This is a genomic window from Methylobacterium terrae (assembly GCF_003173755.1).
Classification (GTDB): Bacteria; Pseudomonadota; Alphaproteobacteria; order Rhizobiales; family Beijerinckiaceae; genus Methylobacterium; species Methylobacterium terrae.
The window spans coordinates 307,462-327,995 of record NZ_CP029553.1; the positions used below are offsets into that span (position 1 = coordinate 307,462).

The following is a 20,534-nucleotide window of genomic DNA, read 5'->3' on the forward strand; positions in this document are numbered from 1 at the left end:
CGCGGAATCCTGACGCGCGGGCAAGAGGCGAAAATCGACGGGAGGATGCAACCTTGGATGAGATCGGCGCCGGGATCGTGTCGCGCGGGGCCCCGGGTCACGCCCGGGTGGCGCGGGCGCTCGGCACCGGCATCGTCGCCGGGCGCTTTCCCGAAGGCGAGGTGCTGCCGGGCGAGGCGGCCCTGCTCACCCGCTTCGGCGTGTCGCGCACGGTCCTGCGCGAGGCGGTCAAGACGCTGTCGGGCAAGGGCATGCTGGAGGCCCGCACCCGCGTCGGCACGCGGGTGCGCGAGCGGGCGGCCTGGAACCTGTTCGACCGCGACGTGCTGGCCTGGTACCTCGACGCCGGGATCGACGGGCGCTTCCTGCGCGACCTCGCGGAGATCCGCCTGGCGATCGAGCCCGCCGCGGCGGCGCTCGCCGCGATGCGCCGGATGCCCCCCGACATCGCGCGGCTCGAGGCCTGCGTCGCCGCGATGCGCGACGCGCCCGGCCTCGACCCGGCCTTCGCGAGCGCCGACCTCGCCTTCCACCTCGCGCTGGCCGACGCCTCCGGCAACGTCTTCATGCATTCCGTCGGCGCGGTGACCGAGGCCGCCCTCGACGTGGTGTTCCGGATGAGCCGGCCGACCGACCCGCACGCGCACGACGCCTCCTGGCGCGCCCACGCGGCGATCGCGGCGGCGATCCGGGCCGGCGACCCGGCCGCCGCCGCCCGGGCGACCGAGTTCGTGGTCCGCGACGGGCTCCGCAACGGCGCCGCAGCGGTGGAGGCGGCGGGGGCTGCGCCCTACCCTTGTGCGGACCCGCCCTGCGCCAGAGAGAATCCGACATGACCGGGAGCCCGAGATGAGCGACGAGAAGCCCGTCCCGGTCGGCACGATGCCGGACGGCAGCCCGATCCTCGAGGCGCGCCTCGAGGGAGAAGGGCTCGCGGTCGCGATCCTGAGCCTCGGGGCGGTGATCCGCCGGCTCGACGTCGACGGGCGCCCGATGGTGCTCGGCCGCGACGACCCGCACGACTACGTGGCGAAGACCCCGCAATGCGGCGCGATCGTCGGCCGCTTCGCCAACCGTATCGCCGGCGGGCGCTTCACCCTCGACGGCACGCCCTACGCGCTGCCCCGCAACGAGGCCGGCCGCAACCACCTGCACGGCGGCGCGGAAGGGTTCTCGCGGCGCAACTGGACCTTCGCGGAGGTGGGCGGGCGGAGCGTCACCCTCGCCTACCACGCGGAGGACGGTGAGGAGGGCTATCCGGGCGCCCTCGACGCGACCTGCACCTACGCCATCACCGGCCCCGGCACCCTGCGCATCACCCTGACGGCGCGGACGGACGCGCCGACCCTCGTCAACCTGACGAACCACACCTACTTCAACCTGCTGCTGCCGCCCGGGGGCTTTCCGGCCCCGGCCATCGACGACCACGTGATCGCGATCCCGGCCGAGGCGTACCTGCCGGTCGACGAGGGCCAGATCCCCACCGGCGAGATCGCCCCGGTGGCCGGCACGCGCTTCGACCTGCGCCGCCCGACCCGGATCGGCACGCAAGCCTTCGACCACGCCTTCGTGCTCGGGCGCGAGACGCTGGCTGAGCCGCGGCCCGTCGGGCGGGTGACGGCGGCGGGCAGCGACGTGGCGCTCACCGTGCTGGCGACGGCCCCGGCGGTGCAGTTCTACGACGGCACCCACCTCGCCAAGGCGGGCCTCGGCTACGCCGCCCGCTCCGCGCTCTGCCTCGAGCCCGAGGCGTTCCCCGACGCGCCGAACCACCCGGGCTTCCCGAGCGCGGTCCTGCACCCGGGCGAGACCTACCGGCAGGTCATCGCGTATCGGTTCGAGAAGGAGACCGCCCGATGAGCGGCTGGGCCGGCATCTTCTGCGACCGCGCCTGCATCCTCGGCGAGGGGCCTGTGGCGCATCCCGGCCTCGGCCGGCTCTACTGGGTCGACATCCTCGGCAGGCACCTGGCCGAGCGGCCGTTCTCGGGCGGGAGCACCACCCTGCACGATCTGCCGGTGATGGCCTCGATGGTGGCGCGGGTCGACGACACCACCCTGCTCCTCGGCGCCGAGGACGGCCTGTACCTGCGCGACATCGGAACCGGGCGGCTCTCGCTCCTCACGGCGCTCGAGGCCGACCGGCCCGGGACCCGCTCCAACGACGGCCGGGTCCACCCGAGCGGCGCGCTCTGGCTCGGCACGATGGGTAAGAACGCCGAGAGCGGGGCCGGGTCGATCTACTGGTTCTTCCGCGGCGAGGTACGGACCCTGTTCACCGGCCTCACCATCCCGAACGCCATCGCGTTCGCGGCCGACGGCACCCACGCGTTCTTCGCCGATTCCGACGCCGGCACGATCTGGCGCGTCGCGACCGACCCCGTCACGGGGCTGCCCACCGGCGAGCGCCGGGTCTTCGTCACGATTCCGGCCTCCGAGGGCGCGCCGGACGGCGCGGTGGTCGATGCCGACGGCCTGGTCTGGAACGCCCGCTGGGGCGGAGCGAGCCTCGACGCCTACGCCCCCGACGGCACCCGGGTGCGCAGCATCGCGATGCCGGCGCGCCAGGTGACCTGCCCGGCCTTCATCGGGCCGGACGCCGACACCCTGGTGGTCACCTCGGCGACGGAAGGGCTCGACCCGGACCGCAGCGACGACCGCTTCGCCGGGCGGACCTTCACCGTGCCGGTGAGGGTGAAGGGGCGGTTCGAGCCGGCCGTGCGGGTGGCCTGACGTGCCGCGCCGCGTCCTCATCACCGGCGCCAGCATCGCCGGCACCACCGCCGCCTGGTGGCTCGGCCGCGCCGGGTTCGACGTCACGGTGGTCGAGCGCACGCCCGCCTTCCGCGACGGCGGCCAGAACGTCGACGTGCGCGGCGTCGGCCGCACGATCCTGCGCGAGATGGGCCTGGAGCGCGCGGCGCTCGAGGGCGGCACCGGCGAGGAGGGCACCGCCTTCGTCGACGGGGCGGGCCGGCCGGCCGCACGCTTCATGGCCGGCGACACGGCGGGCGAGGGCCCGACCGCCGAGATGGAGATCCTGCGCGGCGACCTCGCCCGCCTGCTGTTCGAGGCCGCCCGCCCCCACGCCGCCTTCCGCTTCGGCGATTCCGTCGCGCGGATCGACGAGGACGACGCGGCGGCGACCGTGACCTTCGCGGGCGGCGCGACCGAGCGCTTCGACGCGGTGATCGTCGCCGAGGGTGTCGGCTCCGCCACCCGCGAGCAGGTGTTCCCGGGCGAGAACGACCCGCGCTGGATGGACCTGACCATCGCCTACTTCACGGTTCCCCGCACGCCCGACGACGACCGGTTCTGGCGCTGGTACAACGCGCCCGGCGGCCGCAGCCTGTCGCTGCGCCCCGACCCGCACGGCACCACCCGGGCGATGCTGTCGCTCCACGGACCGCTCGCCGAGGCGCAGGCCTGGGATACCGCCCGCCGGAAAGCGTTCCTGCGCGAGCGCTTCGCCGACGCCGGCTGGCAGATTCCGCGGGTGCTCGCCGCCCTCGAGACGACCGACGACTTCTACTTCGACGTGCTGCGCCAGGTGCGGATGCGGCGCTGGTCGCGCGGCCGCGTCGTCCTCACCGGGGACGCCGCCTGGTGCGCGACGCCGCTCGCCGGCATCGGCGCCACGCTGGCGATCACCGGCGCGCGGGTGCTCGCCGGGGAGATGGCGGGGAGCGACGACGTACCGGGCGCGTTCGCGGCCTACGAGCGGGCGATGCGCCCGATGGTCGAGGAGGCGCAAGGCGTGCCGAAGTTCGTGCCGCGGCTGATGCACCCGCGCACGCGCTCCGGCATCCGCCTGCTGCACGCGGGCTTGTGGGCGGCGAGCACGCCACCCTTGCGCAGCGCGGCGGCGCGGCTCTTCGGCGGGGCGAGGGCCGAGCCGGACCTGACGCGCTACGCGGGCGAGCGGGCCGAGGCGGCGGCCTGACCGCGGCCCGGCCGCCTCATCTCCCGTCGAGCGAAGCGCGCCCGGCCTCGCCGTCCGGCCAGGCGAGGTCGGCGTAGTGGGCCCTGAGCTCGCGCTTGAGCAGCTTGCCGGCGGTGTTCCGGGGCAGGTCGTCCTGGAAGATGATGCGCTTGGGCACCTTGAACGGCGCCAGCCCGGTGCGGCAATGGGCGATGAGGTCGTCGGCCGAGGCCTCGGCGCCCGGGCGCAGGACCACGACGGCGGTCACCGCCTCGATCCATTTCGGGTGCGGCAGGGCGACCACCGCCACCTCCGACACGCCCGGATGGGTGAACAGCACCTCCTCGACCTCGCGGCTCGCCACGATGGTGCCGCCGGTCTTGATCACGTCCTTCACCCGGTCGACGACCGTGATGAAGCCCTCCTCGTCCATCACCCCGACATCGCCGGAATGGAACCAGCCGCCCCGGAACGCCTCACGGGTCTCCTCCGGCTTGTCCCAGTAGCCGGCCATGAGTTGCGGCGAGCGGTGGACGATCTCGCCCCGCTCGCCCGCCGCCACGTCCTGCATCGCATCGTCGACGATCCGGGTCTCGACGTTGAAGACCGGGCGGCCGCAGGAGGCCGGGCGGGCATCGTGCTCCTCGGGGCGGAGCACGGTGGCGAGGGGGGCGATCTCGCTCTGGCCGTAGCAATTTTAGGGCTCGGCCCCGGGCAGGCGGGCGCGCAGTTCCTCGAGCACCGGCACCGGCATGATCGAGGCGCCGTAATAGACGTGGCGCAGGGACGAGAGGTCCCGCCGCGCGAAGTCGGGCGAGCGCAGCAGGCTGATCCAGACCGTCGGCGGCGCGAAGAACGAGGTGAGGCGGTGCTCCTCGATCAGGCGCAGGCAGGTCTCGGGGTTGGGGGCCTCGATCAGCACCGTCTCGGCCCCGGCGAGCAGCTGGGGCATGGTGAAGGCGTGCATCTGCGCCGTGTGGTAGAGCGGCAGCGCGGCGAGCGCCCGGTCGCGCGGCCCGAAATCGAGGGCGGTGACGCAGCTGAGATACTCGGCCAGCAATCCCCGGCTCGTCATCATCGCGCCCTTGGGCGCCGCGGTGGTGCCCGAGGTGTAGAGGAGCTGGACCACGTCGTCGTCCTCGACCGCGACGTCGACCTCCGGCGCCTCCCCTTCGCCTTCGGCGAGCCGCAGCACGTCGAGGCCGCCGCCGCCGAACAGGCTCCCGAACCAGGGGGCCGTCCCCTCCCCCGGCCCGCCCTCGCCCAAGGCGTCCCGGGCCGCGGGTTCGAGGGCCGGATCGGCGATCAGCGCCCGCGCCCCCGATTGCTCGACGATGTAGCGCAGCTCCCGGCCGGTCAGGGCGTAGTTCACCGGGACGTGGATGATCCCGGCGCGGGCGCAGGCGAGCCACAGGATCAGGTAGGCGTCCGAGTTGCGCCCGAGCGCCCCGAGCCGGTCCCCCCGCACCAGACCCGCCGCGATCAGGCCGCCCGCGACCCGGTCGACGGCGCGGTCGAGGCGCGCAAAGCTCCAGCGCCGGTCGCCGAAGGACAGGGCGGTACGCTCGCGGTGGCGCCGTGCGGCGCGGCGCAGGGCGTCGGAGATCGTGTCGCGGCGGGCGCGCGCGGCCTCGTGCCCGGCGGGCAGATCGGATGCCATGGCGGTGTCTCCCTCAAGGCATCGCCCGACGGCGCGGGGCCGGCGCGTCGGACGCGATGCGTCACTGGCGAAAAGCATGCGGGCGGCTCCCGGTCGCCGCGCGACCGGGAGCCGCCCTGTCGGTCTTCGGGCCCGATCTACTGCGACCGCGCGACGAGGCGGCACTGGCTCTCGGCGAGCGGGCGGAACGCCTGCTCCGGCGGGATCTTGGCGACGAGCTTGTAGATGTCGTTGCGGCCCTTCGATTCCGCCGGCGTCTTCACCTGGAACAGGTACATGTCGTGCATCTTGCGGCCGTCCTCGCGGATGCTGCCGGTGCCGAGGACCGGATCGTCGGTCGGCATCTGCTTCATCTTGGCGAGCACCGGCCCGGCCTCCTTGGTGCCGGCCGCCTGCACCGCCTTGAGGTAGTGCAGCACCGAGGAGTAGACGCCGGCCTGGACCGAGGTCGGAAGGCGGCCCTGGTAGGCGCGGGCGAACCGCTCGGCGAAGTCGCGGGTCTTGTCGTTGAGGTCGGCGTAGTACGCCTCCGTCAGGACCAGACCCTGCGCCACGTCGAGCCCGATCGCCTGGATGTCGCTGGAGAAGACCAGGAGGCCGGCGAGCTTCTGGCCGCCCTGGGTGATGCCGAACTCCTTGGCCTGCTTGATGGCGTTGATGGTGTCGCCGCCGGCATTCGCCAGCCCGATCACCTTGGCGCCCGAGCCCTGCGCCTGGATCAGGAACGACGAGAAATCCTGGCCCGGGAAGGGATGGCGCACCTTGCCGACGACCTTGCCGCCGGCCTGCATCACCACCGCCTCGGTGTCGCGCTCCAGCGCGTGGCCGAAGGCGTAGTCGGCGGTGACGAAGAACCAGGTGTCGTCGCCGCCCCGCACCATCGCGCCGCCGGTGCCGCGGCTGAGCGCGTAGGTGTCGAAGGTCCAGTGGATGGTGTTGGGCGAGCACGCCTTGCCGGTCAGGTCCGAGGTCCCGCCGCCGGAGACCAGCAGGATCTTGTTCTTCTCCCGGGTGATCTCGTTCACGGCGAGCGCCACCGAGGAAGTCGGCACGTCGACGATCACGTCGACGCCGTCCTTGTCGTACCAGGTGCGGGCGACGTTCGCGCCGACATCGGGCTTGTTCTGGTGATCGGCGCCGACGACCGTGACCTCGATGCCCTTCTCGCGGGCCTTGAAGTCCTCGACCGCCATCCGGGCGGCCGCCGCCGATCCCTCGCCGGTGATGTCGGCATAGACGCCGGACCGGTCGTTCAAAACGCCGATCTTGGTCCTGATCTGCGCCTGGGCCTGTCCGGCGCTCATCACGCCGATGAGGCCGGCGACGATGGCCTTCCAGGGTCTCATCGATGATCTCATGGGCTCCTCCCGCTGCGCGCGCTTCGCGTCGTGCGGCGCGCTTCCAGCCGATTGGCGTTTCCTCGTGGGTCGATTCGTTCTTGTCGTTCGGGACGCCGCAGCTTCCCGAACGGGAGCCTGCCCGAGGTCCTAGTCTTCGTCAACGACGGGGCGGTCTTGTTCTTGCTCTATCACGAAAGTCGTGCCGGCTCGCCGCACCGGCTTCGACTTTCGTTGTATCAAGGCGGCGCGGCGTACGGACCGGTGCACGCAGTCCGGGACATTCGCGCCTCACACGGGATCACGCGCCGTGGAACACCGTGTAGCTCTCCACCGGCTCCCGCTCGGCCCGCAGCGCATTCACCGGCTCGTCCGGATCGGCGAAGCCCAACGCCATGCCGCAGACCACCATCTCGCCCTCCGGCACGCCGAGCTCGGCCCGCACCACCCCCGGATAGCTCGCGATCGCCGCCTGCGGGCAGGTGTCGAGGCCGCGGCCGCGGGCGGCGATCATCAGGGATTGCAGGAACATGCCGTAATCGAGCCAGCTGCCCTGCTCCATGTCGCGGTCGATGGTGAAGACGAGGCCGACGGGGGCGCCGAAGAACGTGAAGTTGCGCCCCATCTGGCGCTTGGCGCCCTCGCGGTCGCCCTTGCCGATCCCGGCGAGCCCGTAGAGCTGCCAGCCGAGCGTCCGGCGCCGGCCGAGATAGGGGTCCCGCCAGTTCACCGGGTAATACTCGTATTCCCGTGCCTCCGGCGCGTCGCTCTCGTGCGCGGCAGAGAGGGCGGCCGTCAGGCGCGCGAGCGCCGCCCCGGTGACGACGTGGACCTTCCAGGGCTGGATGTTGCTGCCGCTCGGCGCCCGTCCGGCGAGCGCGATCAGGTCGCGGATCGTCTCGTCCGGTACCGGGTCCGGCCGGTAGCCCCGGACGCTGCGCCGGCTCTCGATCGCGGCGTCGACGGCGTTGCGCTCTGTCATGCGGGCGTCTCCTCGCCTCCTGAGTGCCACGCCCCGCGCCCCGCTTCCAGCGGTGGCGCCGATCGGGCATGGTGCCGGGCCGCATTCAGGAACCCGACCGCCCCGTGAACAACGATCCCCGCTCGCACGGCCTCTGGGAGAGAACAGCCCCGCCCGCCCCCGACGCCGTGCCCCTGAGGGGCGAGGCGCGGGCCGACGTGGCGGTGGTGGGCGCCGGCTATACCGGCCTCTCGGCGGCCCTGCACCTCGCGAAGGCCGGCGCCCGGGTGACGGTGCTCGAGGGCGAGGCGGTCGGGTTCGGCGGGTCGGGGCGCAATGTCGGCCTCGTCAATGCCGGCCTGTGGGTGAAGCCCGATCTCGTGCCGGCGGCGTTGGGGCTCGAGCGCGGCGAGCGCCTGCTGGCGCTGCTCGGCGCCGCGCCCCGCCTCGTCTTCGACCTCGTCGCCGAGCACGGCATCGCCTGCGAGGCGGTATCCGAGGGCACGCTGCACTGCGCGGTCGGGAATAAGGGCCTGTCCGATCTCGAGGACCGGGCCCGGCAGTGGCAGGCGCGCGGGGCACCGGTCCGCCTCCTCGACGCGGCGGAGGCCGCGCGGGCCACCGGCACGCCGGCCTACGCGGGCGCGCTCCTCGACGCGCGCGCCGGCACGATCCAGCCGCTCGCCTATGCCCGCGGCCTCGGCCGGGCGGCGCTCGCCGCCGGGGCGGTCCTGCACACCGGCAGCCCGGTCGTCGGCGTCGCCGAGGAGGGATCGCGCTGGCGCCTGACGACGCCCGGCGGCACGGTGAGCGCCGAGTGGGTGATCGTCGCCACCAACGCCTACACGCGGGCGCCGTGGCCGGAGATCCGGGCCGAGATCGCCCACCTGCCCTACTTCAACATCGCGACCGCGCCGCTCTCCGACAACCTGCGCGGCACGATCCTGCCCGGCCGCCAGGGCGCCTGGGACACGAAGGCGGTGCTGACCTCCTTCCGCCTCGACGCCGCCGGGCGCCTCGTGATCGGCAGCGTCGGGGCGTTGCGGGGCACGGCGGCGTCCGTGCATCGGGCCTGGGCGCGGCGCACGCTGAGAAAACTCTACCCGCAGGCCGGCGACGTGCCGTTCGAGGCCGAGTGGTACGGCAAGATCGGCATGACGGCGGACGCCCTGCCGCGCTTCCACCGCCTCGCCCGCCGGGTCGTGGCGTTCAGCGGCTATAACGGGCGCGGCATCGCCCCCGGCACCGCCTTCGGCCGCGTCCTCGCCGACCTCGTCGCGGGCAGGATCGCGGACGTCGACCTGCCCCTGCCGGTCACGGCGCCGGAGCCGATCGGCTTCCGGGCGGTGCGGGAACTCGCCTACGAGGCCGGGGCGCAGGCGGTGCACTGGGGCGAGGCGCGGTTTCCGGGACGGGCGCTGCCGTAGAGGCAGATGGTCCGCCACCTGTCTTCGACCAGGACGTTCGACACCCCTCCATCGTCATCCCGGGGCCGCGCCGCGGAAACCCGGATCCACGGCCGCGGACGATGCAGGATGACGCGAAACGTCGTAAGCGATGTCGGGCACCGTCGCGGTCACGGATCCCGGGTTCTCGCCTCCGACGCGCCCCAGGATGCCATGGCACTTCCTACGCGAACCGGCGATCGTCCCAACCCGGATCCCGCTTCACCCGGAGAACGCTGCATCCTCCGGCGAGGGGCGAGACGGCACGGACCTGCGGATTCCTTCGCGCTGGCGCTCACAGCCCTTCCCTCTGGCCCGCCACGTGCTAAGCGCGACCGTGGGGAGACGCCCGTGAAGAAGGAATCGTGATGATGCTGTCGCGCAGATCGCTGGCGAGCCTTGTTGGGGCCGGCACCGTGGCGGCGGGGGCCGCCGCCTCCGTGATCGCCAACCCGGCCCTGGCGCAGGACGCGTCCGAGAGCGCCTTCGACCGGATCCGGCGCACGAAGAAGCTGCGCACCGCGGCGGTGGCCGGCGGCGCGCCGTACTACCAGAAGGACATCGCCACCGGGCAGTGGCGCGGCTTCTACGTCGACATGGCGAAGGCGCTGGCCGCCGAGCTCGAGGCCGAGCTCGAACTGTCCGAGACCACCTGGGGCAACGCGGTGCTCGACCTCCAGGCCAACAAGATCGACATGTTCTTCGGCCTCAACCCGACCCCGAAGCGGGCGCTCGTCGTCGACTTCTCGGTGCCGGTGTTCAGCAACGCCTTCACGGTCATCGCCAAGAAGGGCTTTGCCGCGAAGACCTGGGCCGAGCTGAACAGCCCCGACGTGAAGCTCGCGGTCGATGTCGGCTCCTCGCACGACGCCGTGGTGACGCGGCTGTGCCCGAAGGCCCAGATCGTGCGCTTCAAGTCCGCCGACGAGGCGACGCTGGCGCTCTCGACCGGGCGGGTCGACGCGCAATGCCTGATCCTGATGCTGGCGCTGACCGTGCTGAAGAAGAATCCGGCGCTCGGCCAGCTCGTGGTGCCGAACCCGGTCTTCGCCACCACCTCGAATGCCGGCTTCCGGCGCGAGCGCGACAAGACGCTGCGCGATTTCGTCAACACCTGGATCGACTACAACAAGGGCCTCGGCTTCATCCGCCAGACCATCGTGTCGAACATGGAGCTGGTCGGCGTGACCGAGGCCGACATGCCGGCCGGCGTCTCGCTGTAACCCTCGAGACCGGGCGAGGCGACCTGACATGGACAGGTTCGGACATGTATAACTGGGATTTCGGCTCGCTCTGGACCTACCGCTGGCTGTTCGTCCAGGGGCTCGGCGTCACCGTGGCCTTCACGGTCGCGATCGTGGTGATCGGGCTCCTGGTCGGTCTCGCGGCCGGCCTCGCCAAGCTGTCCGGCTTCGCGCCCCTGCGCTGGCTCAGCAACGCCTATATCGAGGTGTTCCGCTGCACCCCGCTGCTGGTGCAGCTGGTGTGGTTCTACTACGCCCTGCCGATCCTCGCCGGGATCGAGATCTCGGCGGTCGGCGCCTCGGTGCTGGCGCTGTCGCTCTACGGCGGCTCGTTCTACGCCGAGATCATCCGCGGCGGCATCGTGTCGATCGACCGCGGGCAGGGCGAGGCGGCCGCGGCGCTCGGCATGACCCCGGCCCAGAGCCTGCGCCGGATCGTGCTGCCCCAGGCGTTGAAGCGCATGGTGCCGCCGCTGATGAACCAGTCGATCATCCAGTTCAAGAACACCTCGCTCGTCTCGGTGCTGGCGGTACCGGACCTGCTCTACCAGGGCCAGGTCGCGGCCCATGACAGCTACCGGCCGCTCGAGATCTACACGCTCGTGGCCGTCCTCTACTTCGCGGCGCTCTACCCGCTCACCTGGATCGTGCGCCGGGGCGAGAAGCGCCTCGCCACCAGCGATTGAGGCTCGACCGCCATGGCAAACGAGACTTCCGGCGAACCGAAGATCGCGATCACCCGCCTCGCCAAGAGCTTCGGCGGGAACGCGGTGCTCAAGGACGTGTCGCTCACCGTGCCCGCGGGCGGCGTGGTGGCGCTGATCGGGCCGTCGGGCTCCGGCAAGTCGACGCTGCTACGCTGCATCAACCTCCTGGTGGTGCCGGATGGCGGCGAGGTCCGGGTCGGGGGCGACGCCTTCCGGTTCGGCCCCGGCACGAGGCTGCCGGGCATAAAGGCCCTGGCGCGTTTCCGCGCCGGGACCGGCATGGTGTTCCAGCACTTCAATCTGTTCCCGCACCTCACCGCGCTCCAGAACATCATGGAGGGGCCGCTCACCGTGAAGCGGATGCCGAAGGCGCAGGCCGAGGCGCGGGCCCGCGCGCTGCTCGCCAAGGTCGGCCTCGCCGACAAGGCCGAGCAGTATCCGAGCCGGCTGTCGGGCGGGCAGAAGCAGCGCGTCGCCATCGCCCGCGCCCTCGCCATGGAGCCCGAGGTGATGCTGTTCGACGAGGCGACCTCGGCCCTCGACCCGGAGCTCGTCGGCGAGGTGCTCGGCGTGATGCGGGCGCTCGCCGCCGACGGCATGACGATGGTGATCGTCACCCACGAGATCGCCTTCGCCCGCGAGGTCGCCGACCGGGTGGTGTTCCTGCGCGACGGCGTCGTGGTCGAGGAAGGCCCCGCCCGCACCCTGATCGACGCGCCGCGGCACCCCGACACCCGGGCCTTCCTCGCCCATTTCCACCGCCGCGGCGAGGCGCCGGCGGCATGAGCGCGGACCCACGCGCCGCCTTGCCGGAGGGTACGGCCGCCCGGGTGACGCTGGTGACGGGGGCGGGCAGCGGCATCGGCCGGGCCACGGCGCTCGCGCTCGCCGCCCCCGGCCACGGCCTCGTGCTCCACAGCGGCCGCAACGCCGACGGCCTCGCCGCGGTGGCGGCCGCCGCCCGCGCCCGCGGCGCCACCGTGGCGACCTGGCTCGACGACCTCGCCGACCCGCAGACCGGCCCGCGCGGCGTGGCGCTGGCCTCGGAGGCCTTCGGGCGTCTCGACGCCGTGGTGGCGGCGGCCGGCAAGGCGCAACGCGGCGGCGCGCTCGCGCTCGAGGCGGGGAGCCTCGCGGACGCGCTCGCGCTCTCGGCCGGGTCGTTCCTGCACCTCGCCCAGGCCGCCGCGCCGCTGCTGCGGGCGGGCGACGCGCCCCGGATCGTCGCGGTGTCGTCCTACGTCGCCCATCTCACCCGGGCCGATCTCGGCCTGTTCGCGGCCTCCGCCGCCGGCCGCGCCGCCCTGGAGGCGCTGGTGCGCAGCCTGTCCCGGGAGCTCGCGCCGGACGGCATCACCGTCAACGCCGTGGCGCCGGGCCTGACCGCCAAGGATCCGGGCCGCGGCGGCGCGCTCTCGAGCGAGGCGATCGCGACCCTGGAGGCCGCCATTCCCCTCGGGCGCCGGGCCGATCCGGCGGAGGTCGCGGCGGTCATCGCCTTCCTGGCCTCGCCGGCCGCCTCCTACGTCACCGGCCAGGTCGTCCACGTCGACGGAGGGCTCACGTGAGCTCCGATTCCCTCATCATCGAGAACCTGCGCGTCGTCCTGATCGAGAGCCCGATCAGGATGGCCCGCCGCCAGGGCGTCGGCGACGTCAAGGGCAGCGTCAAGCGGGTGCTCCTGCGGCTCACCACCCGCGAGGGCGTGGTCGGCTGGGGCGAGGCCGCCCCCTGGGAGGTGTTCACCGGCACCGCCGAGGGCGCCTTCGCGGCGCTGGACACCTACCTGCGCCCGCTGATCCTCGGCCGCTCGGCGCGCGGCGTGCGGGCGCTCGCCGCCGACCTCGACCGGGCGCTCACCGGCCACACCGACGCCAAGGCGGCGGTCGAGATGGCGCTGTTCGACATCCTCGGCCACGCCTGCGGGCTCTCGGTGGCGGAACTCCTCGGCGGCCGGGTGCGGGACACGATCCCGCTCTCGTTCTCGATCGCCGACCCGGATTTCGAGGCCGACCTCGCCCGCATGCACGCCATGACGGCGACCGGCCACCGCCTGTTCAAGGTGAAGACCGGGGTGAAGACCCACGCCGAGGACTTGCGCCATCTCGAGGCGATGCGGGCGGCCTTCGGCGAGCGCATCGACCTCAGGGTCGACTACAACCAGGCCCTCGACCCGTTCGGGGCGCTGCGCACGCTTCGCGACGTCGAGGCCTTCCGGCCGACCTTCATCGAGCAGCCGGTGGCGCGCCGCCACCTCGACGCCATGGCGGCGCTCACCGCCGCCCTCGACACACCGATCCTCGCCGACGAGAGCTGCTTCGATGCCGCCGACGCCCTGGAGGTGGTGAAGCGCCGGGCCGCCGACGCGGTCTCGGTCAAGCTGATGAAGTGCGGCGGGATGCTGAAGGCGCAGAGCCTGATGGCGATCGCCGACACCGCCGGGCTGCCGGGCTACGGCGGCACCCTGTGGGAGGGGGGCATCGCGCTCGCCGCCGGCACCCAGATGATCGCCGCGACGCCCGGCATCTCGCTCGGCTGCGAGTTCTACATGCCCCACCACGTGCTGACCGACGACGTGCTGGAGGCGCGCGTGCCGGTCGAGGGCGGGGAAGTCGTGGTGCCGAAGGGGCCGGGTCTCGGGATCGCGGTGAGCGAGGCGGCGATCCGGGGCAACGCGCGGGTGCTGGCGGAGGCGTGAGGCGCGAGCCTCCCTCGACGGTTCCGCCAGCTTCCCGGATCTCACGCCGCCGCCCGCGGCGCCTGCGCCACCAGCTCGTCCGCCGGCCCGAAGAACTCGTAGCGGATCCGCGCCGCCGGCACGCCCAGGCGGGCGAGGCCGTGGACGAGGCTCGCGAGGAAGGGCTTCGGGCCGCAGAGATAGTAGGTCGCCTCCGCGGGCGTGTGGGCGACCAGCCACTCGGGCGTGATGCGGCCGGCGGCGTCGTAGTCCACGCCGGGCCGGTCCGAACCGAGCGGGACCTCGTAGACGGTGTGCAGGCGGATCGCCGGGCGGCCGGCGGCGAGCTGCCGGGCCTGCGCGGCCATGGCGTGGACCCGGCCGTTCAGCGCCCCGTGGACGTACCAGGTCGGGCGCTCCGGCGTCTCGGCGTGGATCGTCTCCAGCATGCTCATCATCGGGGTCAGCCCGACGCCGCCGCTCACCAGCACCACCGGCGAGGCCGCATCGCGGTCGAGCACGAAGTCGCCGGCGGGGGCGGCGGCCTCCAGCACCGTGCCGGGGCGGGCACCATCGTGCAGCCAGGACGAGACGAGGCCCGCGGGATGGCCCGGCGTCGCCTCGCGCTTCACGGTGATGCGGTAGGCCCGGCCGTTCGGCGCGCAGGAGACCGAGTAGTTGCGCACCACCACGCCGTGGCCCGGCAGGTCGAACCGCAGGCCGAGAAATTGACCCGGCCGGTGAGCCAGCACCGGCCCGCCGTCGACCGGCACCAGCACGAAGGAGCGGATCGTCGCGCTCTCGGCGTGGACGCTCTCGATGCGGAACTCCCGCCAGCCGGACCAGCCGCCGGGCCGCGCCTCGTGATCGTGGTAGATCGCGGCCTCGCGATCGATCAGGATGTCGGCCAGGAACCAGTAGGCCTCGCCCCAGGCGGCGCAGATCTCGGGCGTGGCGGCCTCGGCCAGCACGTCCCGGATCGCCCCGAGCAGCGCCTCGGCGACGGAGCGGTAATGCGCGGGCTGGATCGCCAGGGTGACGTGCTTCTGGGCGATGCGCTCGACCGCGCCGGCGAGCGCGCCGAGGTCGTCGATGTGGCGCGCATAGGCCAGCACGGCATCGGCGAGCGCCTTGGGCTGGGACCCGGTCGCGCCGTGATGCGACTGGTTGAACAGGTCGCGGATCGCCGGATCCTCGAACAGGCGCTCGTACATCCGGCGCGTGATCGCCAGCCCGTGGATCTCCAGGGCCGGCACGGTGGCCTTGACGAGGGCGATGGTGGCGGGGCTCAGCGGGATCGGCATGGCGCGGCTCGAAGGTCCGTTCGGTTAAAAGGTGTATTCAATATGCACCTTATAGGCCGGCGGATAAAAGGTGTATAGGAATTACATGTTATGAGGCGGGCACGGCTCCCATGCGCCTGACGCGCTACACCGACTACGCCCTGCGCACGCTGCTGTATCTCGGTGCCCAAGACATCGGTGCCCATGAGCCGCGGCAGAGCTCGATCGGCGAGATCGCCCGGGCCTACGGCATCTCGGAGAACCACCTGACCAAGGTGGTGCACCAGCTCGGGCGGCTCGGCCTGGTCCGCACGATCCGCGGCCGCGGCGGCGGCCTGCGCCTCGCCCTGCCGCCCGGCGAGATCGTGGTCGGCGCGGTGGTGCGGCAGATGGAAGAAGATCTCACCCTGGTCGAGTGCTTCGGCGCGGGCGCCTGTGCCATCACCCCGGCCTGCCGCCTGCGCGTCGCCCTCGGCGAGGCGCTCGCCGCGTTCCTGACGGTGCTCGACCGCTACACCCTGGCGGACCTGCTCGCGGGCGGGGCGGCGCCCGACCTGGCGCGGCTCCTCGGCCTGCCGGAGGCGGGGGCCGAGCGGGCGGGACGCTAGGGACCGCCAGCCCGACGAAGGAGCACGATCGAGGATCGCGTGCACACTCTCCCCGCTGCGCAGGGCCGTCGGGGGGCAATCCCGTTCGGACACAAGCGCGGGTCCCTCTCCCGTGCGGGAGAGGGGGGCCTGCGCTCCATTCTCGATCCGGAACGTCTCCGGCCAGCCCTGCCCCTTGCGGGAGAGGGTGCATTCCCCGGCCTCAGCCCCTCGCCCGCCCCGGCCGGTTCTCCTCCGGCGTGTAGTCGATCGTCGTGAAGCTGCCGCCCTGGAGGGTGCGGGCGACCGGGTCGAGGGGGTTCTCCTGCGCCAGGATCTCCTCGGCCCAATCCTCCGCCGACTGGGTCGGCCGGTAGCCGATCGCCGCCGCGGCGGCACTGTTGTCCCAGTAGCTGCGCGGGTTGTTCGACGCGCCCCAGACCGCGACGTAGCCGGGGATCGGCGCCGCGATACTGCGCAGCACGAGCTGGGCGAGGTCGTCGTGGCCGAGCCAGGTCGAGAGGTGGCGGAACTCGGTCGGGCGCGGCAGCGCGCTGCCGATGCGCAACGCCACCCCCTCGATGCCGTGCCGGTCCCAGTACATCTGGCCCATCAGCTCGCCCCAGGCCTTGCTGAGGCCGTAGGCGCCGTCCGGCCGGAACGGCGCCGCGGCGTCGAGCCGCTCGGTCACCTTGTGCATGCCGAAGGCGTGGTTGGAACTGGCGAACACCACCCGGCGAAGGCCGTGACGGCGGGCGCCCTCGTAGACCGCGTGCAGGGCGATGAGGTTGTTCTCGATCACCTCCGGCAGCGGCTTCTCCACGCTGGTGCCGGCGAGGTGCACCAGCACCTCGGTCCCCTCGAGCAGCCGGTCGACGGCCCCGGGGTCGCGCAGGTCGCCGGTCGTCACGGTCTCGGATTCCGAGAGCGGCGTCAGCGCCGTCGGTCCCCCGCCCGAGCGCAGAACGCAGCCGGCGGCGACGAGCCGCGGCCGCAGCACCGCCCCGACCTGCCCGCCCGCCCCCGACAGGGCGACCCGGATCCCCGCTGCCTCGCTCATGCTTCCTCCCGTTTCATGGTTCGTGGGTGGGCGCCCCGCCGGGGCGCGTCACGCCTCATCATCGAGGAGCGACGGTCCGTCGTCGAGGATCGTCGCGACGTGGTGGGACAGGGCGCGGGCGAGCGCCGGCCCGTCCCGGCTCTCCGCCGCCGCCACGATCCCCAGATGGCGCTGCGCCGTGTGGGCGAGGTCCGCCGGCCCGGCGATCAGCTTGAAGCGGTGGTTGTGGGTCAGGCAGCGCAGGAGCATCGGCTCCAGGCTCGGCCACCCGGCCTGCGCGAAGAGCCGGCGGTGGAACTCGCGGTCGGCCTGGGCGAGGGCGTAGGGGTCGCCGGCGGTGGCCGCCGCCTCCATCAGGCCGAGCTGCACCTCGAGGTCGGTCCGCAAGCTCCCCGATGCGCCGGGAGGCCCCGCGCAGGCCCGGCGGGCGGCGCGGCATTCGAGGTCGCGGCGCAGCCGCAGCATCTCCACCGCCTCGTCGGGGTTGAGGTCCGAGACCCGGGTGCCGCGATGGCCGGAGCGCTGCACCAGCCCCTCCTCCTGCAGCAGCAGCAGCGCCTCGCGGATCACCCCCTGGCTGCAGCCGAACCGGCCGGCGAGTTCCAGTTCGAGCAGGGCGGCGCCCGGCGGCGTCTCGCCGAGCATGACGGCCCGGCGCAACGCGTCGGCCACCTGCACGTGGCGGCGGGCCCGTGACGGAATCGGTACGACGGCGGCGATCATGCCTCCGGCCTCGGTCATGCCCCCTCCCTTGTCAAGCATTATCGATATCGATAATCACCGCAAAGCTCGCCGCGACCGCCCCCGGCACCAAGACCGGGACCGCGCAGGGCATTGATTCTGCATTGTTTCCGGCCCGGCCGGCAATGCCCCACGGGAGGGACACGCGATGGGGAAGGTGAGCGGCCTGCGAACGCAAACCAGGAAGGTGAGCGGCCTGCGAACGCAAGCCGGCAAGCCGAGCGGCCTGCGGTGGCGCATCCTGGCGCTCGTCGGGCTCGGCACGGTCGTCAACTACATCGACCGCAACACGCTCGGCGTGCTGGCGCCGGTGCTGAAGGACCAACTCGGCGTCTCGACCGAGCAGTACTCGTTCATCGTCGCGGCGTTCCAGATCTCCTACGGGGTGATGCAGCCGGCGGCGGGCTTCCTCACCGACCTGATCGGCCTGCGCACCGGCTACTGCCTGTTCGCGCTCGTCTGGGGTTCGGCCTGCGCGCTGCACGCGCTCGCCGGCAACTGGCAGGCGATGGCGGCGTTCCGGGGCCTGCTCGGCCTCGGCGAGGCGGCGGCGATCCCCTCGGCGGTGAAGACCTCGACCCTGTGGTTCCCGCCCCGGGAGCGCTCGATCGCCACCGGCTGGTTCAACACCGGCTCGTCGGTCGGCGCGATGATCGCGCCGCCGCTCGTCGTGTGGCTGTCGCTGACCTGGAGCTGGCAGGTCGCCTTCGTGGTCACCGGCCTCATGTCGGTCGGCGTCGCCGCCCTGTGGTGGCTGCTCTACCGCGATCCGCACGACCATCCCGGCCTCGGCGAGGCGGAGCGGGCGCATATCGGCACCGACGCGCCGCGGGCGGTGCTGGCGAAGCCCTCCGTCGGGGCGGTGGTCGGCCGGCGGCAGTTCTGGGGCATCGCGGTCGCGCGCTTCCTCACCGAGCCGGCCTGGCAGACCTTCAGCTACTGGATCCCGCTCTACATGGTCAGCGCGCGGGGCATGGACATCAAGCAGTTCGCGCTGTTCGCCTGGCTGCCGTTCCTCGCCGCCGATCTCGGCTGCGTGCTCAGCGGCTACCTCTCGCCCTACCTCGCCCGGCGCTTCCGGATCTCGCTCGCCAATTCCCGCATCGCCGGCATCGGCATCGGCGCCGTCTGCATGGTCGGCCCGGGGCTGATCGGCCTCGCCTCGAGCCCGTTCGCGGCGATCTGCCTGTTCTCGCTCGGCGCCTTCGCCCACCAGGTGCTGTCGAGCCTGCTCTACGCGGTCGTCACCGACAATTTCGCGCCGCACGAGGTCGCCACGGCGACGGGCTTCTGCGGCATGGCGGGCTATCTCGGCGGCACCCTGTTCTCGCTGCTGATCGGGCAGCTCGCCGGGCGCATCGGCTTCGAGCCGCTCTTCGCCTGCCTCACCGTCTTCGACCTCGTGGCGCTGCTCGTGGTCTGGCTGGTGCTGGGCGAGCGCCGGCGGGGGCGGCCGCTGCCGGCGGGCGCTGCGGCGCACTGAGTCGGCGCCCGGCAACACCCGCCCGAGGAACGCCTTGCATCCCGCGCGGCGGGCCGCGAAGGTCCGCCGCGAGAAGAACCATCAGGAGGACAAAGCCCGTGTGGACGCCGACGACCCGGTATCCCGACCCCGCCATCGAGGTCCTCGACCCCTCCTTCGCCCGCTACCGGGTGTTCAGCGCCGGGGTCGAGCGCCTCGCCACCGGCTGCCGCTGGAGCGAGGGCCCGGTCTGGTTCGGCGACGGGCGCTACCTCCTGTGGAGCGACATCCCCAACAACCGGATCCTGCGCTTCGACGAGGAGACCGGCGCGGTCTCGGTCTTCCGCAAGCCGTCGAACTTCGCCAACGGCAACACCCGCGACCGCCAGGGCCGCCTCGTCACCTGCGAGCATGGCGGGCGCCGGGTGACGCGCACCGAGTACGACGGCAGCATCACGGTGCTGGCCGATTCCCACGAGGGCAAGCGCCTCAACTCGCCCAACGACGTGGTGGTGGCCTCCGACGGCGCGGTCTGGTTCACCGACCCGCCCTTCGGGATCCTCGGCAACTACGAGGGCGAGCGGGCCGAGCCGGAGCTGCCGCAGAACGTCTACCGCCTCGATCCCGTCACGGGCGCGCTCGACGCCGTGGCGACCGACCTCGCCGGGCCGAACGGCCTGTGCTTCTCGCCCGACGAATCGATCCTCTACCTCGTCGAGTCGCGGGCGCAGCCGAACCGCCGCATCCTCGCCTTCGACGTCGAGGGCGGGCGCCTGACCAACAAGCGCGTCCACATCGATGCCGGCCCGGGCACGCCGGACGGCTTCCGCTGCGACACAGACGGCAACCTGTGGTGCGGCTGGGGCATGGGCACCGACGCCCTCGACGGGGTGATGGTCTACAACCCGGAAGGCACCCTGATCGGCCGCATCCGCCTGCCGGAGCGCTGCGCCAACCTCTGCTTCGGCGGCCGCCACCGCAACCGGCTGTTCATGGCGGCGAGCCAGTCGCTCTACGCGCTCTACGTCGACGTGCAGGGCGTGGCCGGGGGATAAGGTGGCAGGCCGGGCGGGCGTCCCGGCCACCGCGGGGTCCTCCCCCGCCCGGCATTCCCGTGCGGCACGGGCAGAGGATCCGGGAACGGACGATCCCGCGGGCGCCGCGTCCGCCCCGGGGCGCGGCGCGCCCGCGTCGAGGGCCGAGGCCGTCGCGCGGCGCCCGGTGAAGCGGTGATCCACACCGAAGAACATCGTCGCACATGTCGCGGCATCAAAGAAAAGTACTCCCAAATTCTGCGGTAATATCAGAACATCATTCCGGTTGACGCTCACCGCATCCCTGATCACAGTCCGACATGCATCGAATTCGGGTCGTTCTCGATCTCGTTGCTTGCCACGTGCCGGATCGAAACCCGATCCCGCCCAGGAAGGACCGTGATCATGATCCCGT

Annotated in this window: 19 protein-coding genes and 1 pseudogene; 13 read left to right on the forward strand and 7 right to left on the reverse strand. The window is 72.7% G+C overall.

Annotation, left to right across the window (positions count from 1 at the left end; all coding sequences use genetic code 11):
• Window positions 1-53: 53 nt before the first annotated feature.
• The 4 genes from DK419_RS01340 to DK419_RS01355 are packed head-to-tail and all read left to right on the forward strand — an operon-like array spanning window position 54 to window position 3,942.
• Window positions 54-836 carry a FadR/GntR family transcriptional regulator gene (locus tag DK419_RS01340; protein ID WP_245442781.1) on the forward strand — a complete coding sequence of 261 codons (783 nt, stop codon included), beginning with the start codon at window positions 54-56 and terminating at the stop codon, window positions 834-836.
• 13 nt (window positions 837-849) lie between these two features.
• Window positions 850-1,860, forward strand: coding sequence for an aldose epimerase family protein (locus DK419_RS01345; protein ID WP_109957510.1), 1,011 nt, complete (start codon window positions 850-852; stop codon window positions 1,858-1,860).
• Entirely contained in the window at window positions 1,857-2,732 is an 876-nt protein-coding gene (locus DK419_RS01350) for an SMP-30/gluconolactonase/LRE family protein (RefSeq protein WP_109957511.1), read from the forward strand. The genes DK419_RS01345 and DK419_RS01350 overlap by 4 nt, the downstream gene beginning before the upstream one ends.
• A gap of 1 nt (window position 2,733) precedes the next feature.
• Window positions 2,734-3,942 (forward strand): FAD-dependent monooxygenase, encoded by a 1,209-nt coding sequence (locus DK419_RS01355; protein ID WP_109957512.1) that lies wholly within the window; start codon window positions 2,734-2,736, stop codon window positions 3,940-3,942.
• Between the two features lie 16 nt (window positions 3,943-3,958).
• Here DK419_RS01355 and DK419_RS29890 read toward each other — a convergent pair whose 3' ends face one another.
• The 4 genes and pseudogenes from DK419_RS29890 to DK419_RS01370 form a co-directional block, all read right to left on the reverse strand.
• Window positions 3,959-4,492: an AMP-binding enzyme gene (locus DK419_RS29890; RefSeq protein WP_425352655.1), complete on the reverse strand. Its 534-nt coding sequence runs from the start codon at window positions 4,490-4,492 to the stop codon at window positions 3,959-3,961.
• Window positions 4,481-5,659, reverse strand: a pseudogene (locus tag DK419_RS01360) (AMP-binding protein); the annotation flags it as partial. The pseudogene DK419_RS01360 and the gene DK419_RS29890, both read right to left, overlap by 12 nt.
• Before the next feature lie 59 nt (window positions 5,660-5,718).
• Window positions 5,719-6,927: an ABC transporter substrate-binding protein gene (locus tag DK419_RS01365; RefSeq protein ID WP_109957513.1), complete on the reverse strand. Its 1,209-nt coding sequence runs from the start codon at window positions 6,925-6,927 to the stop codon at window positions 5,719-5,721.
• Window positions 6,928-7,219: 292 nt separating this feature from the next.
• Window positions 7,220-7,900 (reverse strand): nitroreductase, encoded by a 681-nt coding sequence (locus DK419_RS01370; RefSeq protein ID WP_109957514.1) that lies wholly within the window; start codon window positions 7,898-7,900, stop codon window positions 7,220-7,222.
• 104 nt (window positions 7,901-8,004) lie between these two features.
• Here DK419_RS01370 and DK419_RS01375 point away from each other — a divergent pair, with 104 nt between their 5' ends.
• From DK419_RS01375 to DK419_RS01400, 6 genes are all read left to right on the forward strand, one after another.
• The gene (locus DK419_RS01375; protein ID WP_109962049.1) at window positions 8,005-9,306 is read left to right on the forward strand and encodes an NAD(P)/FAD-dependent oxidoreductase; all 1,302 of its coding nucleotides are present in this window, start codon (window positions 8,005-8,007) and stop codon (window positions 9,304-9,306) included.
• Between the two features lie 389 nt (window positions 9,307-9,695).
• The gene (locus DK419_RS01380) at window positions 9,696-10,547 is read left to right on the forward strand and encodes a transporter substrate-binding domain-containing protein (protein WP_109962050.1); all 852 of its coding nucleotides are present in this window, start codon (window positions 9,696-9,698) and stop codon (window positions 10,545-10,547) included.
• 44 nt (window positions 10,548-10,591) lie between these two features.
• Complete coding sequence (locus DK419_RS01385; RefSeq protein ID WP_109957515.1) at window positions 10,592-11,254, forward strand: amino acid ABC transporter permease; 663 nt, start codon at window positions 10,592-10,594, stop codon at window positions 11,252-11,254.
• Between the two features lie 12 nt (window positions 11,255-11,266).
• Complete coding sequence (locus DK419_RS01390) at window positions 11,267-12,061, forward strand: amino acid ABC transporter ATP-binding protein (RefSeq protein ID WP_109957516.1); 795 nt, start codon at window positions 11,267-11,269, stop codon at window positions 12,059-12,061.
• Window positions 12,058-12,843 carry an SDR family NAD(P)-dependent oxidoreductase gene (locus DK419_RS01395; RefSeq protein ID WP_109957517.1) on the forward strand — a complete coding sequence of 262 codons (786 nt, stop codon included), beginning with the start codon at window positions 12,058-12,060 and terminating at the stop codon, window positions 12,841-12,843. The genes DK419_RS01390 and DK419_RS01395 overlap by 4 nt, the downstream gene beginning before the upstream one ends.
• 59 nt (window positions 12,844-12,902) lie before the next feature.
• Window positions 12,903-13,973: an enolase C-terminal domain-like protein gene (locus tag DK419_RS01400; RefSeq protein ID WP_109962051.1), complete on the forward strand. Its 1,071-nt coding sequence runs from the start codon at window positions 12,903-12,905 to the stop codon at window positions 13,971-13,973.
• A 41-nt stretch (window positions 13,974-14,014) separates the two neighbouring features.
• Here the strand turns inward: DK419_RS01400 and hmpA are convergent, their stop codons facing one another.
• A complete protein-coding gene (gene hmpA, locus DK419_RS01405) occupies window positions 14,015-15,256 on the reverse strand; it encodes an NO-inducible flavohemoprotein (protein ID WP_109957518.1) in 1,242 nt (413 codons plus the stop codon).
• A 110-nt stretch (window positions 15,257-15,366) separates the two neighbouring features.
• Here hmpA and DK419_RS01410 point away from each other — a divergent pair, with 110 nt between their 5' ends.
• Window positions 15,367-15,843: an Rrf2 family transcriptional regulator gene (locus DK419_RS01410; RefSeq protein WP_109957519.1), complete on the forward strand. Its 477-nt coding sequence runs from the start codon at window positions 15,367-15,369 to the stop codon at window positions 15,841-15,843.
• Between the two features lie 202 nt (window positions 15,844-16,045).
• On the opposite strand, the gene DK419_RS01415 is transcribed toward DK419_RS01410, so the two are convergent.
• Together DK419_RS01415 and DK419_RS01420 are read right to left on the reverse strand one after the other, a co-directional pair.
• A complete protein-coding gene (locus tag DK419_RS01415) occupies window positions 16,046-16,882 on the reverse strand; it encodes an NAD-dependent epimerase/dehydratase family protein (protein WP_109957520.1) in 837 nt (278 codons plus the stop codon).
• 48 nt (window positions 16,883-16,930) lie between these two features.
• Window positions 16,931-17,623, reverse strand: coding sequence for a GntR family transcriptional regulator (locus DK419_RS01420; protein ID WP_245442783.1), 693 nt, complete (start codon window positions 17,621-17,623; stop codon window positions 16,931-16,933).
• A 148-nt stretch (window positions 17,624-17,771) separates the two neighbouring features.
• Between DK419_RS01420 and DK419_RS01425 the strand changes: the two genes are divergently transcribed.
• Together DK419_RS01425 and DK419_RS01430 are read left to right on the forward strand one after the other, a co-directional pair.
• Window positions 17,772-19,106 carry an MFS transporter gene (locus tag DK419_RS01425; RefSeq protein WP_109957521.1) on the forward strand — a complete coding sequence of 445 codons (1,335 nt, stop codon included), beginning with the start codon at window positions 17,772-17,774 and terminating at the stop codon, window positions 19,104-19,106.
• A 98-nt stretch (window positions 19,107-19,204) separates the two neighbouring features.
• Window positions 19,205-20,140 (forward strand): SMP-30/gluconolactonase/LRE family protein, encoded by a 936-nt coding sequence (locus DK419_RS01430; RefSeq protein WP_109957522.1) that lies wholly within the window; start codon window positions 19,205-19,207, stop codon window positions 20,138-20,140.
• Window positions 20,141-20,534: the final 394 nt, after the last annotated feature.

Bases quoted from the DNA above. Each gene is read 5' to 3' on its own strand.
- DK419_RS01395 (WP_109957517.1), top strand. From the start codon at position 12,058: ATGAGCGCGGACCCACGCGCCGCCTTGCCGGAGGGTACGGCCGCCCGG.
- DK419_RS01345 (WP_109957510.1), top strand. From the start codon at position 850: ATGAGCGACGAGAAGCCCGTCCCGGTCGGCACGATGCCGGACGGCAGC.
- DK419_RS01385 (WP_109957515.1), top strand. From the start codon at position 10,592: ATGTATAACTGGGATTTCGGCTCGCTCTGGACCTACCGCTGGCTGTTC.
- DK419_RS01425 (WP_109957521.1), top strand. From the start codon at position 17,772: ATGGGGAAGGTGAGCGGCCTGCGAACGCAAACCAGGAAGGTGAGCGGC.
- DK419_RS29890 (WP_425352655.1), bottom strand. From the start codon at position 4,492: ATGCAGGACGTGGCGGCGGGCGAGCGGGGCGAGATCGTCCACCGCTCG.
- DK419_RS01380 (WP_109962050.1), top strand. From the start codon at position 9,696: ATGCTGTCGCGCAGATCGCTGGCGAGCCTTGTTGGGGCCGGCACCGTG.
- DK419_RS01350 (WP_109957511.1), top strand. From the start codon at position 1,857: ATGAGCGGCTGGGCCGGCATCTTCTGCGACCGCGCCTGCATCCTCGGC.
- DK419_RS01365 (WP_109957513.1), bottom strand. From the start codon at position 6,927: ATGAGACCCTGGAAGGCCATCGTCGCCGGCCTCATCGGCGTGATGAGC.
- DK419_RS01420 (WP_245442783.1), bottom strand. From the start codon at position 17,623: ATGACCGAGGCCGGAGGCATGATCGCCGCCGTCGTACCGATTCCGTCA.
- DK419_RS01415 (WP_109957520.1), bottom strand. From the start codon at position 16,882: ATGAGCGAGGCAGCGGGGATCCGGGTCGCCCTGTCGGGGGCGGGCGGG.
- hmpA (WP_109957518.1), bottom strand. From the start codon at position 15,256: ATGCCGATCCCGCTGAGCCCCGCCACCATCGCCCTCGTCAAGGCCACC.
- DK419_RS01370 (WP_109957514.1), bottom strand. From the start codon at position 7,900: ATGACAGAGCGCAACGCCGTCGACGCCGCGATCGAGAGCCGGCGCAGC.
- DK419_RS01410 (WP_109957519.1), top strand. From the start codon at position 15,367: ATGCGCCTGACGCGCTACACCGACTACGCCCTGCGCACGCTGCTGTAT.
- DK419_RS01390 (WP_109957516.1), top strand. From the start codon at position 11,267: ATGGCAAACGAGACTTCCGGCGAACCGAAGATCGCGATCACCCGCCTC.
- DK419_RS01400 (WP_109962051.1), top strand. From the start codon at position 12,903: ATGGCCCGCCGCCAGGGCGTCGGCGACGTCAAGGGCAGCGTCAAGCGG.